Origin of the sequence: Rhodohalobacter sp., from assembly GCF_041686455.1 — a bacterium.
Classification (GTDB): Bacteria; Bacteroidota; Rhodothermia; order Balneolales; family Balneolaceae; genus Rhodohalobacter.
Genome location: NZ_JAWLDW010000003.1, coordinates 54581 through 69815, shown reverse-complemented (window position 1 = coordinate 69815; position 15235 = coordinate 54581). Strand labels below are relative to the sequence as shown.

General features: G+C 42.1%; 13 protein-coding genes and 1 pseudogene. 4 read left to right on the top strand and 10 right to left on the bottom strand.

Going from position 1 to position 15235, the window contains the following annotated elements; genetic code table 11:
* The 4 genes from ACESM0_RS00970 to ACESM0_RS00955 form a co-directional block, all read right to left on the bottom strand.
* Window positions 1–999: helix-turn-helix domain-containing protein (locus ACESM0_RS00970; RefSeq protein ID WP_372902741.1), on the bottom strand; the 999-nt coding region annotated here is incomplete at its 3' end.
* Between the two features lie 5 nt (window positions 1000–1004).
* Complete coding sequence (locus ACESM0_RS00965; protein ID WP_372902740.1) at window positions 1005–3446, bottom strand: AAA family ATPase; 2442 nt, start codon at window positions 3444–3446, stop codon at window positions 1005–1007.
* Window positions 3443–4546: an exonuclease SbcCD subunit D gene (locus tag ACESM0_RS00960; protein WP_372902738.1), complete on the bottom strand. Its 1104-nt coding sequence runs from the start codon at window positions 4544–4546 to the stop codon at window positions 3443–3445. The genes ACESM0_RS00965 and ACESM0_RS00960 overlap by 4 nt, the downstream gene beginning before the upstream one ends.
* 8 nt (window positions 4547–4554) lie before the next feature.
* Window positions 4555–5391, bottom strand: coding sequence for an AAA family ATPase (locus tag ACESM0_RS00955; protein ID WP_372902736.1), 837 nt, complete (start codon window positions 5389–5391; stop codon window positions 4555–4557).
* Between the two features lie 76 nt (window positions 5392–5467).
* Between ACESM0_RS00955 and ACESM0_RS00950 the strand changes: the two are divergent.
* A pseudogene (locus tag ACESM0_RS00950) lies at window positions 5468–5626 on the top strand (GDCCVxC domain-containing (seleno)protein); the annotation flags it as partial.
* Between the two features lie 21 nt (window positions 5627–5647).
* On the opposite strand, the gene ACESM0_RS00945 reads toward ACESM0_RS00950, so the two are convergent.
* On the bottom strand, window positions 5648–6214 hold the full coding sequence (locus ACESM0_RS00945) for a plasmid pRiA4b ORF-3 family protein (protein ID WP_372902735.1): 567 nt from the start codon (window positions 6212–6214) through the stop codon (window positions 5648–5650).
* A gap of 722 nt (window positions 6215–6936) precedes the next feature.
* Here ACESM0_RS00945 and ACESM0_RS00940 point away from each other — a divergent pair.
* The gene (locus tag ACESM0_RS00940) at window positions 6937–7488 is read left to right on the top strand and encodes a hypothetical protein (RefSeq protein WP_372902733.1); all 552 of its coding nucleotides are present in this window, start codon (window positions 6937–6939) and stop codon (window positions 7486–7488) included.
* An 88-nt stretch (window positions 7489–7576) separates the two neighbouring features.
* On the opposite strand, the gene ACESM0_RS00935 is transcribed toward ACESM0_RS00940, so the two are convergent.
* The 3 genes from ACESM0_RS00935 to ACESM0_RS00925 all read right to left on the bottom strand — a co-directional run bounded on the left by ACESM0_RS00935 (window position 7577) and on the right by ACESM0_RS00925 (window position 9773).
* Window positions 7577–7999, bottom strand: coding sequence for a TIR domain-containing protein (locus tag ACESM0_RS00935; RefSeq protein ID WP_372902731.1), 423 nt, complete (start codon window positions 7997–7999; stop codon window positions 7577–7579).
* 140 nt (window positions 8000–8139) lie between these two features.
* Window positions 8140–8781: a protein-L-isoaspartate(D-aspartate) O-methyltransferase gene (locus ACESM0_RS00930; protein ID WP_372902729.1), complete on the bottom strand. Its 642-nt coding sequence runs from the start codon at window positions 8779–8781 to the stop codon at window positions 8140–8142.
* Window positions 8782–9128: 347 nt separating this feature from the next.
* Window positions 9129–9773 carry a fasciclin domain-containing protein gene (locus ACESM0_RS00925; protein ID WP_372902727.1) on the bottom strand — a complete coding sequence of 215 codons (645 nt, stop codon included), beginning with the start codon at window positions 9771–9773 and terminating at the stop codon, window positions 9129–9131.
* Window positions 9774–9973: 200 nt separating this feature from the next.
* Between ACESM0_RS00925 and ACESM0_RS00920 the strand changes: the two genes are divergently transcribed.
* Entirely contained in the window at window positions 9974–10633 is a 660-nt protein-coding gene (locus tag ACESM0_RS00920) for a hypothetical protein (RefSeq protein WP_372902725.1), read from the top strand.
* Window positions 10634–11099: 466 nt separating this feature from the next.
* Here ACESM0_RS00920 and ACESM0_RS00915 read toward each other — a convergent pair whose 3' ends face one another.
* Entirely contained in the window at window positions 11100–13103 is a 2004-nt protein-coding gene (locus tag ACESM0_RS00915; protein ID WP_372902723.1) for a serine hydrolase domain-containing protein, read from the bottom strand.
* A 201-nt stretch (window positions 13104–13304) separates the two neighbouring features.
* On the opposite strand from ACESM0_RS00915, the gene ACESM0_RS00910 reads away from it, so the two are divergent.
* Window positions 13305–14255, top strand: a complete 951-nt coding sequence (locus ACESM0_RS00910; RefSeq protein ID WP_372902721.1) for an NADP-dependent oxidoreductase — start codon at window positions 13305–13307, stop codon at window positions 14253–14255.
* A 377-nt stretch (window positions 14256–14632) separates the two neighbouring features.
* Here ACESM0_RS00910 and ACESM0_RS00905 read toward each other — a convergent pair whose 3' ends face one another.
* Window positions 14633–15175, bottom strand: coding sequence for a hypothetical protein (locus tag ACESM0_RS00905; RefSeq protein WP_372902719.1), 543 nt, complete (start codon window positions 15173–15175; stop codon window positions 14633–14635).
* Window positions 15176–15235 lie beyond the last annotated feature (60 nt).

The following is a 15235-nucleotide window of genomic DNA, read 5'->3' as shown; positions in this document are numbered from 1 at the left end:
GAGCACTTCAATTTGATCCAGACGAATATTTACTTCGATTGGACTTCGTCGCTCATAACTTTTGTGGTAAACGGCATTTGCCAATACCTCTTCAATGGCAGCATACGGATAGTTATAGAATCGGTTGGCTTCCGCTTGTCCTGTAACTTTTCTAACCTCTTCGTGGATCACATTGGTTTGGATATAATCAAGTGCATTCCGGAGTTGCTTGTGAATCGGGCCTTTAAAAATCTTCTCAGAAAAACTATCACCGACCTCATCCCGATAGATCACTACATCTATCTGAGTGCTTGGGAAAAACTCCTCTGGCCTTTCATTAAAGAGAAGTAGGCCTGCATTTATTGGTTTTAATGTTTCATCCAGCTTTTTTATAATCTGCATCTGCTGACATAACTCTTCAAAAGGAATAGAGTCAGATTGTTCAAATAACGGACTCTGTACAGTTTGTAGAAACTCCTTGATTAATGCTAAACTTAAATCACGAAGAGTCGCACGATGATTGATACGGTCATCAAACGGAACCCTTGCAGCCAGTTCGTGAAGGATTTGCAGTTCATTAGGATTCGCGCGTACCGTAGAATTATACCGTCTCACCCAATGTGCGCGGCCGCTGTTTTTCTTTGAAAGGGAGACAGGCGCATCATATGGACGGTGATCTCCACCGGGGCAGTACAACACAAATATGTTCTTACCCTGAATTTCAGCTATATCCGAAACTCCAAAATAGGTCGGCTGAATAAGATTGCTCAACTCCACCAATCTCTTTTGGATGGCATCCAACTGGTTTTTCTGAAGACCGATCGGTGGTAATTGAGGAACTCCGTCTTTTTCCCCAATACCGATGACAATATACCCACCACCCAGATTGTTGATGTCATTCGCAAAGGCACACATGCTGTGGACCACATCCTCAGGATTCCATCCGGCTTTGTATTCTATTCGGCCGGTTTCTACTACTTCGCCTTTGATTAACTTTTCTATGTTAATGTGTAATGCCATGTAGTTTAGCTCTGAAATTTTACTGAAGTAATATTTTTGAACATTTCTCCATGCTCCGGATGGCACGTCATTACCAATACCTGATGTTCTTTGGCAAACTCTTCAATCGCTTTAGAGGCCAATTCTCTTCGATCCGGGTCCATATCCACCATGGGATCATCCAGTATGATGAAGCCGGACTGATCCTGAAGAAAATGTTCGGTTAGCGCAAACCGCCAGGCAAGAGCCACTATATCTTTAGTTCCGTGTGATAAAAGATTGTAAGTAAGCGGGCGGCCATCATCGGTTTTAAATGAAGAGGGCAAATCTCTATCCAATTCAATTGTTTCAAAACGATTGCCAACCATCTGTTGCAGCCAGCTAAGAAAACTCTTTTCAAGACCGCTGTACGTATTAGTATCCATTGATGCTAAAAGGCTTTTGGTTCGCTCCCGCACCCTGGCAAGGGTTTCACCCTCTTTACGGATGCGCTCAAATTCTGATTCGGCCTCTTCCTTCATTTTTTGAAGCTCTTCGGAAGAGGTGTCCGGCGCATCCTTTTCAAGATTTGCCTTCTCAATTTTTTTCTCGTTAATCTTTTGTTCTAAATCACGAATTTCCCGGTCCAAGGATTCTACCTTTTCGATAAATACATCGGCTGAATCAAATCCGGTGGGTAGTTCCGGCAACTTTTCAATCTCAGCCATTACATCTTTCATAAGCTTTGAAGTCTCCGCCAGCTCCATAATTACATCTTCAACCGACTCATAATCTTTCTGCCATTCAGCTATCTGATCTTGAGCAGCTTCGGCGTCTTTCTTCAGGCCTTCAAATGCAGTCCGGGCATTAACAAGATCATCGCTGATTTCACTCACAGACCTTACATGGTCCAGATCTCCAAGCTCTTTCAGTTCTGATTTTAGTGCTTCAGGATCTTCATCACCCAGTTCATTTTCATACAAACTTTCTGCCTTATTCATCTCCTGCTTTTTTTGACGGAAAAGTTCTGCCAGTGACTCAGCACTTTGAAGGGAATCGACCCCCAGCTTCTCAAACTGATTCTTCAACTCCTTCTCTTTTTCCGAAACGCTTTTAACAACTTCTTCCAGATCGCCTTCCCCCGAAAACACATCTATCTTTACCCCATCCATAGAAAGAGTAAATCCGCCAGAGGCTTTCTTCTCAATCGTTTTACCCTGCCTGGCCTCAATCTTTTCTTCCGGTTTCCCGACCTCAGTGAATCCAAAGTTCTGTTCTGACTCCGCCTCAATGCGGAGTGTTAACCGAGCTCCTTCAATCCGGTTCTTCAGATTACTGATTTCATTTTTCAGCTTTCGTAATTCCTGAACATCGGCCTGCTCAACTTTTTGAGCTTTTTCAACTTCTTCTTTCGTATTCTCAACTTTAGCAGAGAGCTCTTCAAGCTTTTTAATTTTTGCTGTGAGCAGTTCTACGCGCTGCTTACTTTGAGCCTTCTTTTGCTCTTCCTGAAGCTTTTCAATTTTATCCTGCTGCTCCTTCTTCTTTGGCTCCAGGTTTTTGATTCTATCTTCTAAAACCGGCCATTTTTGACTAATCTCAAGCAGTCTTTTTTTCTTCAGCTCCGCGTTCTCTAACTGCTGCTCTTTATCCTTTCTCTGGCTGATTCCCTTCTTCAGGGGCGCAAGTTTCTCAAACTCTTCTTTCTTATCTTTCTGACGGTTGATGAGCCCGGAAAGCTGCTCATTTAGCTGATCCAGCTCATTTTCGAAACGTTGGGCTTCCTCAAGATCCAGCCGTAACTGTTCTTTTTTGTAATACGCATCCAGAATTTTACCGGTGCCCACTTTGTAGGGATTGTTGATTCCACGGTTATTTTCGGGGTAATCCTGGTCGCGATCCCACCGCTTAAAGTAGTCTTCATATCTTGCATCCAGCAGCTCCCGAAAGCGATCGACCGATACCCCGCCGGTCTCCATTAAATTCTGCCGCAGAAGATCGCCGAGTTCTTTCCGAACTTTGTCCTCTTTCTCCATCTCACGGATCGTGTGATGCAGACCGGATTGATCGGCCAGCAGAATGGTTTTCATCGTAGCAGGGGAGACCGGCAGCAACTCCTCGATCTGCCTTTGAACCTCTTCTTCGTCCGTGATCTCAGTTCCGTCCGGCAGATGCAGGCTTGCACTTCCGTTCCGGGTTCCTTTCTTCCAGGTTTTGGTGATCCGGAGTTCTTTCCCATGTTTATCTTCAAGAACAAGCGTGATCCGAATGGTATCTCCTCCAGAAACTGGGAAAAACCGGCCTATCGTATCATCGACCTGTTTGGCCGTTAGAGAGGTAGTTGTCAGCAGCCCATTCAGTATGGCATGAAACACGGTGGACTTTCCCGCCTCGTTCGGGCCAAGCAGTACGTTCAATCCATTTTCAAATTGAAACTCTTTGTCACGGATACCGGCAAAGGGGTGCAGTTTAATCGATTTCAGTTTCATCCCTTCACCTCCCGAATTAGTTCGTAAGCCATCTGCAGTTCATCTTCATTTTCTTCCGGTATAGAGGAAAGCAGCTGCTCGGGAAAGGAGCCTTCGGTAAACTCTTTTCGGATCTGCTCTTCGGTCACTTTTCTCTTCAGGCCCGAATCATCCAGTTTCAGCTCCAGGACAACCTCCCGGATTTGATGGCGCTTCTCCAGCCATTTCTCATATAATTCTGGTTCCAACCGACCGGATACCGACAGTTTCACCACGCTCTTTTGGTACTCCTCTTTTTTAAACTCTTCCAGCAGCTTCTCAAGTTCACTTTGGCGGTTTAACGTCCGCTCTACTCGTAAAAAACGGTAGCTTCCGGTGCTCAAGATTTCGGTTTGAATAGATTTCTTTTCATCGATGGTGTGCAAAAACGCTCGCCCTTCATGACTGCAGTCAAATCCATCCGGTTCCGGTGTGCCCGGATTGAATACGATATCTCTTTTACCTGGCTTATCAGGAAACGTGATATGTGTATGACCTAATAACCAAATATTCACGCCTGACTCCTCAAGCTCACGTTTCGTCATAGGGAAATATCGCTGATCAAAATCCGGTGATTCTCCCTCAATACTTCCATGAGCTATCCCGATATGGATTTTACCGGAAACTTTTTCTACGTCTTTCACCCATCCAGTGGTGTTCTCAGCAGAGTGTTTGGCACGGCAGGGAGCCGGATATACAATAGCATTTAAATCATATTCACTCAAATCCACAGGCTCTTTTTCGTCCAGAACCAACACATGGTCACCCGCCTCTTTTTTGAATCGATCCCAAAGCGAACTGTCTGCCGTGATGTAGTCGTGATTGCCGGGAAGCACCAATACCACATTCCCCTCAAACCGGTTGATCGACTGTACCGCCCGCTGTATCTCGGAAACCTTCATACTTGTTTTATCAAACAGGTCTCCGGCTATGGCAAGAATCTCTGTATCCTTTTCATTTGCCATACCCACCAGCTTTTCGAGGGTTTCATAGCGGGCTTGTATTAGTGTTTCCTGGGCTTCGGGGTGGTTTTGGAAACGGAGACCGAAGTGGAGATCGGCGATGTGAAGTATCTTTAGCATTTCATTTTTCATTGATTAGATACAGACTCTTTTTTCATCATCATATTATAGTGGCTCTCGTGTTCCATTCTTATAAAGATATCCTTGAATACCTTTAAATACTTTTGGATGTCATCAGAGTCTACCGTAACGGCAAGATCATCATTAATAAAATGTGAACCATCATTGACCCAACCAAGTAATGATTTAAAAATGACCTTTTCTTCTCCCTCAAATTTTGAAATAGCATCTTCGTAATCGAGGCCACCTAAAATATTGAAATAGTATTCTAATATTCGTCGCATAGTATTAAATATTGTAGCTGTGTTTACTTTCTCAGGATCGTCAAGTTCTCTCCATAATAATTCATAAGTAGTTTTTATTGGATTTTCTTTGTGTTCTACAATCCTTGATTGATTTTTAAATTTTCGAACCAACCAATAGGCTTCTTCTTTCCATTTATTATCTCTATTTCCTCTGAATGTGACTTCTTTAAAGAAATATACGTTATGTGTTAAAACGAAGACCTGCTTAATACCATTCTTATTTTCTCGAGCATCATGGATAATAGATTTGATTAGATTACTTACAACAAATAAAATACTACTGTCCAAACTTGATATAGGGTCATCTATTATGACTATTCTATTTTTTGTTATGCGGGATTGATCCACACTTCCTTTAAGGAGATGATAGAAATAAAGGAAAGTAACAAATGTATATTCTCCTTCACTTAAAGTTTTTTCCACTTTACTTCCGTCATTTCTTACCAATTCATAAAAACCCTTCTCTTTAGCTTTCTTAAGTTCAAAATTCGTAAAACTAAAACTTTTAAGCGGAAACGGCCCCAAGGGAGATTGCCCCATTCTGAAAGCGCTTGAATGAAATAATGAAACAGGGAAAAACCTGAGGTGATAAAATGAAACGAAATCCACATTACAGTGTCAGAACTGCGTACACTTCTCAACTGAAACAATACCCGTGGATTCCTGCCGGTATTTCTGGCAGTGCCCCAAATGTGAAACTGTGACCAAACCGAAAAATGGTGACAGTTGTGTCTTTTGTTCTTATGGTGATACCGCTTGCCCGTCTAAGCAGTGAGGCAGATTATCTTTATTCCGGCTACCACTCAAATACCCCAAAATTATCCTCCTGCAGCATTTCGTTGATTTCATCCATGTTGAAAAATTCAGGGTCGTACTCTCCAATCCACTCTTTATACATTTCATGTTCCGGATGTGACGGATTTTTTATCGCTTTTTTGAACTCTTGAAATCCCCAAATGCCGCCTACATCTTCGGGAGGACAGTTTAAAGCCCCAGCTGTACAAACAGGCAATTTGCCATCGTAATCGTTCATCACCTTTTCAAGTGTAATAGTATGTTCCCATCCGTCGCCAAAGTCATACTCATATAAAATCTTATCGTTTTTGTTTTCCAAGAGTCTGTCGATGGTATAGCCGGTGTAGTCGATGCCTGCAGAATCCAGGAAATCATCATCCGCCGGCGGCTCCAGAAACACTCGTCCTTTTACAAACTGGTGTAGATGAGAGTTGGTCCAGCCCATGGTTGTTTGAATCACCTTATGGAGATCACTCAGAAGCATATCGGCGGGAATAATCAGTCTTCGCCAGATTTTCGGTTTTGAACCGGACAGTTCGAGCTTAATTTGATGTGCGGTTGTTGGCATGACAGGTGTCGTTTTAATTTAAATGATTTTTTCTTAGCTAAATGTACTTTATTCTTTTTTAAATCTCTGCTGATAAAATGAGTTCTGCTAAATTCACTTTTTGAGTTACCGGAAAATTTCTCCGTTCTTCTCCTGAAAATCTTTCCGCAGATAAAAATGAAAAGATGTTGTCATGTTTGCTTTACCTTCTGATGATATCTCTGTTTTACTGTAAAACTATTGGTTAACATTCTTAGGATTTCCTGTGCTATCGACAGTGAAATATAACCACAAAAAACCCATAATTCAGCTTATTTTGTGTTTAAAGACGCTTTTTTGTTGTGGCATGACATCCAATAAACTCCGGCCCGAGGTACAAGCTCCTGTATGGATAACATGCAGGAGCTTTTTTTTGTCTCAAATTTTTGCAATGCATTTCGAGCTGGAAGCTGGATCGGAGTGAAAGTATAGTATCAGTTCCAAATGAACGATACTAAAAGTCTTTAAATTAAATCAAGAGTACCGTAGAGCTGTCACGAGGGGGGCAAGCGTAATTGCCTTTCAAACTGCAACTGGGTTTGGATTTAACTGCTGATGCAAATCAACATAAATTGGTAATATAGGCTGATTAAATTCATCTTGGTTCGTGCGAACCTTCACGACGCAGAATCTAAACATCCTATGCTGAAAATATTCATCATCTTTTTTTAAACATCCTTCCCTGCAATCCACTCGATTGTATCATGAAATTACTTGTTCTAATTCTGTTTCTGATTCCCGCATTCATCATGACACAATGTGAAGATGACTGTTTTACTCTTGAAAACTGGGAAGAAGAGGATGTTGTGAACCTCATTTCCCTAACACCGCTGGATACCTCCTATGAAAAAGGCACCGTTTTGACACTGAATATTGAGCTGCCGTCAACCAATGACTTCTTTGCAGATTACATCAATAACAGAAGAACGCAAGTCAATCTGTTTGAAGAAACCAATGACAATTTTGCCCTGATTACCTTGGGAGAAGATGAACTGTTTGTAGACAATACCCTGACTTTCATTAAGGGAAACCAGGGTGAATTTTTGAGCACGTTTATTCTCCCCTATAACTCACGGTCAGGAATGTATGAACTGGAAGTCCAGATTACCCTCGACAGAACCGGAGCCTATTCTCATGAAAAATCCGGTCGGATATATCTCGGTCCACCGGACCCAGCTGAATGCAGTGCCTTTCTTCTTAGAGTGCAATTTGCGGATATCGACGGGCAATTTATTGAGTTTACTGTGACTGAATAATGACTTGATATATGGAAAAGCAGACTGTGCTTTCAGATATTGAGTAAATAAATTGACGAAGCAGGTTTAGTTAATAATTCCGGCTTGTTTAACCATAGTTCTTCACGACCTTCATAATCTCTTCAGGGTCGAATACAACAGCTTCATCTGCTGTTTGCTCTAAATGGGGAGGGGTTTCGAGATTTTTAAAGGAACGAATGAGAACTATAGGTATTTCCATATCCTGGGCTAGTTTGAGCTCTTTATTCACCCACTCTTTATTATCTTCATAAAGGTCGACAGGAAGCAGTACCACATCCGCATTAGCCATTTGATTTCTTACAGCGATGTTCAAACTTTCCACATCCTTTTCCTCAAGTTCGGAAGGGTCAAAATTTCCGTGATTTACATAGGCAAACTGTTTATCAAACTCACTGCCTCTGTCCAGCTGTTCCCGGAGTCTAAGTATGTGATCACTGTGTTTCCAGCCATGAGCAATAAAAATATCGCGTGTTTGAACGAAAGTAGACATAATCCCTGAATTTTATTTGGTTGAAATGGATGATTCAGTTGAATCATATAACAAAATAATATCTCCTATCATTTGAATTTAACCGGATGCGATTAGCGAAAGTATACCCAAAAAGATGGATTTTCTTTACATCTTACCTATTAATCTGTTGAACTTACAAGTGGTACAAATCGAACCGGATGCAGTTCACTTATCTCAAAACTACCATCTTCTTTTTTATGATATAGCTTTAGTCTTTGAAATCCACGTTCGCTATCCACAGGAATTACCAAACTGGCACCTGTATCCAATTGATCTTTCAGTGCATTAGGAACATCAGTGGTTGCTGCAGCTGCCATAATGCCATCATAGGGAGCGTGTTCGGGCCATCCATCGGTGCCATCGGCATGGCGGATACGAATGTTATCATAGCCAAGTTCATTAATGGTATCAGTAGCTTTTTGAGCAAGTGATTTTATCTTTTCTACAGAGTAGACCTTTTTTACAATTCTGCTTGCCACGGCCGCAGCATATCCCGATACCGTTCCGATATCGAGGATTATATCATCTTCTTTGGGTTGCAGCACCTGAATCATTAAAGCCACCATATAGGGCTGAGAGATTGTTTGTGAAGAACCAATAGGCAGCGAAGAGTCGTCGTATGCTCGATTAGCCAGACTCTTGCTCACAAATTTTTCACGCGGCACTTCACTCATTGCTTTTAGAACATTTTCATCGGTGATATCACGAGCTTTGAGTTGCCGTTTCACCATATTTTTGCGTTGCTCCTCGTAATTAATCATAATCTTTTGTCCACGAGAGTTTATTTATAAAATCGCTGAATGTTTATACCTAATAAACAATGCATAAGTCCCGAATCATTCAGTATGGGAATTGCCTGTTTTAAGATCATATTGAAGATTAAATCGAATGCAGATGGTTTACGATTACTTGGTGTAAATACGATATAAGAATACCCACAGAAGGTGAAAGGTGAACCTCCAAAAATTCAGATAATCAACAAACTAGCAATTCCAGCTAAACCGAAGTAAAGGAATTGCTTTTGTGATCAGTTAATAAAATCAAAAAAATACCCACACAGGTTTAAATGCGTGGGCATTGTAATAGATTGAATTATAACTTTAAAGTATCACTCCAAAGGAAGCAGTACGGTATCAATTACATGGATAATTCCATTTGAAGCAGAGTTATCGGCGGAGGTAATACTTGCTTCCTGGCCGGCGATATCGCTAATAGTGCCGCCGAATGCTACATTAAAACTAGCACCATCAAGCAGGGTATTAATTTTGCGGTCTTTTGCCCGCATGTTTTTTGGAACCACACTATTCGCTGCCCGTCGTCCTTCAGTTACGTGGTAAAGCAGTACATTTGCTACAGCACCTTCACCAAGAAGATCGTCGATTGCAGCGAAAGGGCCCTCACTTTCAACAACATCCGGATCAAGATCTGCGGACAGAGCATCCACAAGATTTAAAAAGGCTTGGTCAACCGGAGCAAATACAGTGTATTGGTCACCACCGGTAAACACTTCGGTCAATCCGGTATACTCCAAGGCTGCCAGTAAAAGCGTGAATTCAGCCTCATCAGCTGCAGCGGTTTCAACGACAATATCTGCAATGGTTTGATTGCCCGGAGAAGGGGCTCTCTTTTCGGCTTCGGATTCGAATTCTTCAATCGTCAGGTCAGCTTCAGAGCTGCTTACAATACTGTCACTGCAGGCTGAAAAAATCAACAGGTCTGCTAAATGAGTTAAAATGGTTATAGTGTATTTCATAATGTCGAATATTAATGATTAAGGGGGTTTGTCATTATGTTGTCATAAATTTTCATGATTGCATTAATTCGATAAATACATTTAATTTCGATTTCGTTATGACCACCAGTGTATTTTTAATTGAAATTATGATGAATTTATCCGGATGATTAAAAGCTCAGGAATAGGCGAATTCAACCGATCATTAAACAACATCAATCATGCTTGAAAAACTTAAAAAGTGGATTAAAACAGCCGGTTCTATTGAACCCTTTGACGCTTCCCGATTTAATGATCCGTTGGCTGAATTTATTGAGTGGACGCCACAGAAACGGGGAGGGAGTAATTTCCACACTCACAAGATGGTATCTGTGGATTTCAACCGTTTAGAGTTCCGGCCCACGCTTGGCGCAAAACTCTTTTCAGGAGTATTTATGGCTGCTGGCATTGGTTTCCCCATTCTTTTTTTAACAGCAGGTTCCGAGAGTCCGGAGATGCAATCCATTTGGGGAGTTCTGGGTATAATTCTATTCGGAGCTATATTTGTGGGGGCAGGAGGCTGGGTCTACTTCTCCATGGCAAAACCCAGAGTTTTTGATAAAAATGCGAATATGTACTGGAAAGGTCATAAAAAGCCGGACTACATCTACCGCCCCGAAGATGAAAAAAACGCTGCAATGTTTAGCAGTATCTACGCCATTCAGCTGATCCGGGAGTATGTAAAAAGCGATGATTCTTCCTACTACAGCTATGAGCTGAATCTGGTTCTTGAAGATGGCCGGCGTCTTAATGTGATCGATCACGGTAAAAAAAATGAAATTCTGGAGGATGCTCGTAAACTGGGTGATTTTCTGGATGTACCGGTTTGGGTAGGGTTTTGAATATGGAAAACTCTCAAAGACAAGTTCTGTAAAGATCCCCGCCAACAAATATTCACCAAGTACTCATATCTTTTGTGATGAAAATGCAAATGAGGGAATATTTAAAAACGGGATCAAAGTATCAGCAGATACGTTTTTAAAAAAAAAGAGAAAATACCCTCCGGCCTTGATTGGTGGAGGATTAACATGGTTTGCATCAAAGCGTGGGAGAAATCACAATATTGGCTCCCTCGGGAGCAATCGATGTTGTGTAACCGCGCGGGCAAACCAGGCCCGGAAGCGATCATAGCCGGGAGCTTTTGATTACTTTTGGCGGTCCAAAAGTAATAAGGAAAACATGTGAAAGTAGAAATTCATTAAACTATATTTAGTGATCTTAAGATTCTAAGGGGTATATCAGCCCTAACCTATCCTGAAAAAAAGGGAAGATACAGTTGGCTACTTCGTATCCCGAACCCACATTTAATCACTCCACTTTCCTGAAGAATACATCCCTCGTTCTACCGTTCGAGGCATTAAAACCGGTTATCTCACCCTCATCATTTCGAACAAACTCTACGGTTTGAATGGGCATTACAGAACCGAATTGATCCTTGTGGGTTGGGTCCAGTATCATCTCTTCCTCCAGCTGAAAGTGCTGCATCACGAGTTCATCATCTTTAAGTTCAATGGTATAGGTGGTTTCAATCTCATCGCTGTAGAACCGACCTGTATATTCTGACATTTCATCAGGGGCGAGTGTAAAGTCTATCTTTTTAGCAATATGATTGCCGTTTTGATGAAGTGTGAGGGAGTCTGCTGTTGCATCTTCATTAAGGTGAAAGGTCACAGAGGCGTTTACACCCATCAGGGAGAAGGTGGAATCGGATGTTGCAGTCAGATCTACTTCGGGCTGATTGGTAGCCTGGGTATAAATTCGATCCCCTTCACGATCAAAAGTAAGGATAAAGCCCGGCATGATGCTCAACTCATATCGTCCGGCTAACAGATCAAAATTTTGGGGATCATACTCAAATTCGGTTTCATCATCCGAGGCAAGGGTCTCCTCCTGTTCAGAGTCTTCATCCCTTTCCATGTACTCTCCAAAAAAGAGATCGGCAATGCGGTTTGGGATAGCGCCATTAAAAGAGGCCAGGTTACTCTGTGTAACAATAGCCGCATCGATTTCCGGGAAAAGCATAAACATCGAACGGTGAGCCATATCTCCACCGCCATGATGAATCTGTTTTAGTCCTTTGTAGTCCTGAATAAATAGTCCGAGTCCGTAGCCTGTAGACTTGCCGTTATTGAGTTCATACGGAGTGGTCATCTTTTCAATCATTTCCGGAGATCCTACTTCAGGGTTGTTCATATTTTGAATCCACTTTGCAAAATCGTCAAGAGTTATATGAATACCACCCGCACCGGCCGCGCCACCAAGGTCTGTTACTTCTTCATAACCGTTATTGCCGTAGCTGTAACCTGTTGATCGATTCGTTACGATTTGATCCGATCGGGTTCGTACAACGGTATTGTGCATTCCCAGCGGATCAAAAAGATTATTTTTCATCCATTCATCGAAAGGAGTATCCGTAACCCGTTTTATCACTTCGGTCATCAGCGCATATCCGGTATTGTTGTAGTTGAACTCACTGCCGGGAATATTTTGCAGTTCCGGCTGACGCTGTACAATGTCGATGATTTTATCGATATCCAGATTCGAACTTATATTTCGGCCTGTCATGACCATTAGGTTAATAAACTCCCTGTATCCGCTTGTATGTGTAATTAAATTCCGAAGAGTAACGGTGTGTTCAAATTCAGGAAGTTCGGGGATATATTCCCGGACATCATCATCGAGGGAGAGTTTCCCTTCTTCCTGCAGCAGCAACAGACCGAGTGCAAGAAAATGCTTGGAAGTGGAGCCGATATTATGGAGCGTATTTTCGGTCATGGAAACATCATATGTGAGATTTGCCATTCCATAAGACTCCTGAAATATGACCTCCCCGTCTTTCATGACCAAAACGGCGGCACCGGGCACATCATCTCCGGTATATTCTACCATCATCTGATTTATCCTTGCCGCCGGTTCCGTGGCAATCGGTTCCACCACGTCAACCCTGATGGAGTACTCTCCTTCATCCTCTTTAAAGGGTTTTATCTCAATTCGGTAGGTTCCGGCGTTCTTCGTATTAAACTGAAATGAATCTCGACCCACTGCTGAAGCGTCAAATTCAGCGGCTTTTTCACCTGTGGGACTGTAAATTGTAACCACAGCATCAACACTCTCCTGAATGACGAAACCGTGTACAAATTGTTCTTCCTCGAGTTCAAGGGGGTATGTGTGAACTGAACCCGCAGACAGCGAATTTTCAATGGATTCCCCAACAGTTATAGGTTGTTCCGATTGAACTGAAGTTTGAGCAAAGCTTGTGGCAGCAACTAAAAGAAATGAAAAAGTGAAACAGAGAGAAGGTAATGTTTTCATGATTCCCCGATTATTTGATGTGTGGACTCTCAATTATTTAAACATATATACTGATAAATATGAATTGTTCAAATCCTTCGTAATTCTACGTAAATCAAATGTACGGAGTTTCACCCATGGTTAATCCGAAACGCATGTTACAACATCCTTGTTTTTACAAATGAATAGACGAAACCAATTAATTTAAATTGAAAATGAGTTATGAGTAAGAAAATGAAAGCTGCTTATTATGAAGAGTTTGGCGAATTAAATCAGATTAAAGTCGGAGAGTTGGATAAACCGGAACCGGGAGAGGGTGAGGTGCTTATTCGGATTCAATCGGCAGGAGTGAATCCTGTGGATGCTGCAGTGGCTCGCGGAATGTTGAAGGATGCCATACCCGCTGAGTTTCCCGTGATTCCCGGCTGGGATGTTGCCGGCGTGATTGAAGAGAGGGGACACTCCTCACGAAGATTTGCAAAAGGAGATAAGGTTTACGCCTATGCCCGGAGGCCTGTCATTCAACACGGAACGTTTGCAGAATACATCTCCATACCCGAAAGCTATGTAGCAAAGAGTCCGGAAAAACTGACTATGGAAGAGTCCGGAGGTGTTCCGCTAACCGGATTAACCGCCTACCAATCTCTGTTTGACGCTGGTAGATTGAAAGGAGGGGAGACCATTATGATACTCGGAGCCTCCGGAGGAGTCGGTTCTCTGGCCATTCAGCTAGCCAACTGGAAAGGAGCTACGGTTATTGGTGTTGCCGGATCTTCAAACCAGGATTACATGAAAGACCTTGGTGCCGATTACACCATTGACTACAGCAAGGGTGATGTCGGTGAAGCCGTTGATAAGATTGCTCCGGATGGAGTTGATATGATTTTTCACTGTTCCAGGGGAGACTCCTTGGCTCAGTCGCATGACAGACTCAAGGAGGGAGGCCGACTCATCTCCATCACCAATAGTGATCCGGAACGAAGAAATGATGTACAATTTCAATATGTGTTTGTGGAACCGAACGCCGTTCAGCTCGCTCATTTAAGTGAACTGGCTGACAGTGGAACGCTGAAGGTACCCGTCTCCAAAACATTTAAACTGGATGATGCTCAACAGGCTCTTCAGGAGATCGAATCACTGCATACCAGGGGTAAAACAGTGATTACACCTTAAAATGACATAGGTTCGATGAAATGTTTTGAATAAAAAATTAAACAGTAGAATTTATTGCCACGGAATCACGGAATACTAGGTACACCTCTGTGATTCCGTGGTTTTTATTTGACAGACTCCCCAAAGGCGAACTATTTCTTTTTAACGTTAATCCTGATTCTAAAATGTCTTAAAAAATAATTCAAAAATATTTTGTAAGGAATTGATCTTTCTTGTGTCATACAGTCAGATAGGTTGAAACCAATCGAATTGACGTGATGATTATCAAGACAGAGGCTTTTGAGAGGGAGTTTGAGCGGTTCCTTTCAGAAGTTAGTCCTATAAAAAAGGGAGCGGCCAAGGGGATAGTCGCTCCTTTTTTTGTTTTATCTATTATTCTATATCATTCTCTTTTCGGATTCTCCAACGAAACGTCTCGCATCTCTGCGGGAAAAATCCTCCATGATTAAGACATCTTCAATTTCGGCCTCTTCAAACATCTCTTCTCCATCATTATTGGTAATAACCAACCGGCCATTTTCGTAATCGATCTCTTCGATTTCATCAAGGGGAATGGTAATGGCACGATCCAGCAGTGTTTGAACCCCGCTGCTTATTGCAGACCGTAAAACATCTCCAAAGTGGCCAGAATCATCCGATTCATTTTTTCCGCGAATATCATCGGCAATCTTTTCTAAATATTCGTCTGTAAACTGAAGATAGATGGCACTGTTTGTAAGCAGAAGGGTAACACTCTTCTCTTGTGTGGTAATGTGGTACTCTGCATCGTTTTTTGGATACCGTGGCACAATTTCAGCTTCTGTTTGATTTGAAGAAATAAATGTACCGTTCTCTTGTGCTGCGGTCTGCAGTGGAAAAGAGATAAATAAGAGTATGACGGCTAACGCAGACAGTAAATATCTTTGAATCGGATGTATCATAAACGTTTGATTTAATGACCGGTTAATCCTCTCTACGATTTTGAAAAGATTCGGTTTCAC

Bases quoted from the DNA above. Each gene is read 5' to 3' on its own strand.
- ACESM0_RS00940 (WP_372902733.1), top strand. From the start codon at position 6,937: ATGAAATTACTTGTTCTAATTCTGTTTCTGATTCCCGCATTCATCATG.
- ACESM0_RS00955 (WP_372902736.1), bottom strand. From the start codon at position 5,391: ATGGGGCAATCTCCCTTGGGGCCGTTTCCGCTTAAAAGTTTTAGTTTT.
- ACESM0_RS00920 (WP_372902725.1), top strand. From the start codon at position 9,974: ATGCTTGAAAAACTTAAAAAGTGGATTAAAACAGCCGGTTCTATTGAA.
- ACESM0_RS00965 (WP_372902740.1), bottom strand. From the start codon at position 3,446: ATGAAACTGAAATCGATTAAACTGCACCCCTTTGCCGGTATCCGTGAC.
- ACESM0_RS00935 (WP_372902731.1), bottom strand. From the start codon at position 7,999: ATGTCTACTTTCGTTCAAACACGCGATATTTTTATTGCTCATGGCTGG.
- ACESM0_RS00910 (WP_372902721.1), top strand. From the start codon at position 13,305: ATGAGTAAGAAAATGAAAGCTGCTTATTATGAAGAGTTTGGCGAATTA.
- ACESM0_RS00945 (WP_372902735.1), bottom strand. From the start codon at position 6,214: ATGCCAACAACCGCACATCAAATTAAGCTCGAACTGTCCGGTTCAAAA.
- ACESM0_RS00930 (WP_372902729.1), bottom strand. From the start codon at position 8,781: ATGATTAATTACGAGGAGCAACGCAAAAATATGGTGAAACGGCAACTC.
- ACESM0_RS00915 (WP_372902723.1), bottom strand. From the start codon at position 13,103: ATGAAAACATTACCTTCTCTCTGTTTCACTTTTTCATTTCTTTTAGTT.
- ACESM0_RS00960 (WP_372902738.1), bottom strand. From the start codon at position 4,546: ATGCTAAAGATACTTCACATCGCCGATCTCCACTTCGGTCTCCGTTTC.
- ACESM0_RS00925 (WP_372902727.1), bottom strand. From the start codon at position 9,773: ATGAAATACACTATAACCATTTTAACTCATTTAGCAGACCTGTTGATT.
- ACESM0_RS00905 (WP_372902719.1), bottom strand. From the start codon at position 15,175: ATGATACATCCGATTCAAAGATATTTACTGTCTGCGTTAGCCGTCATA.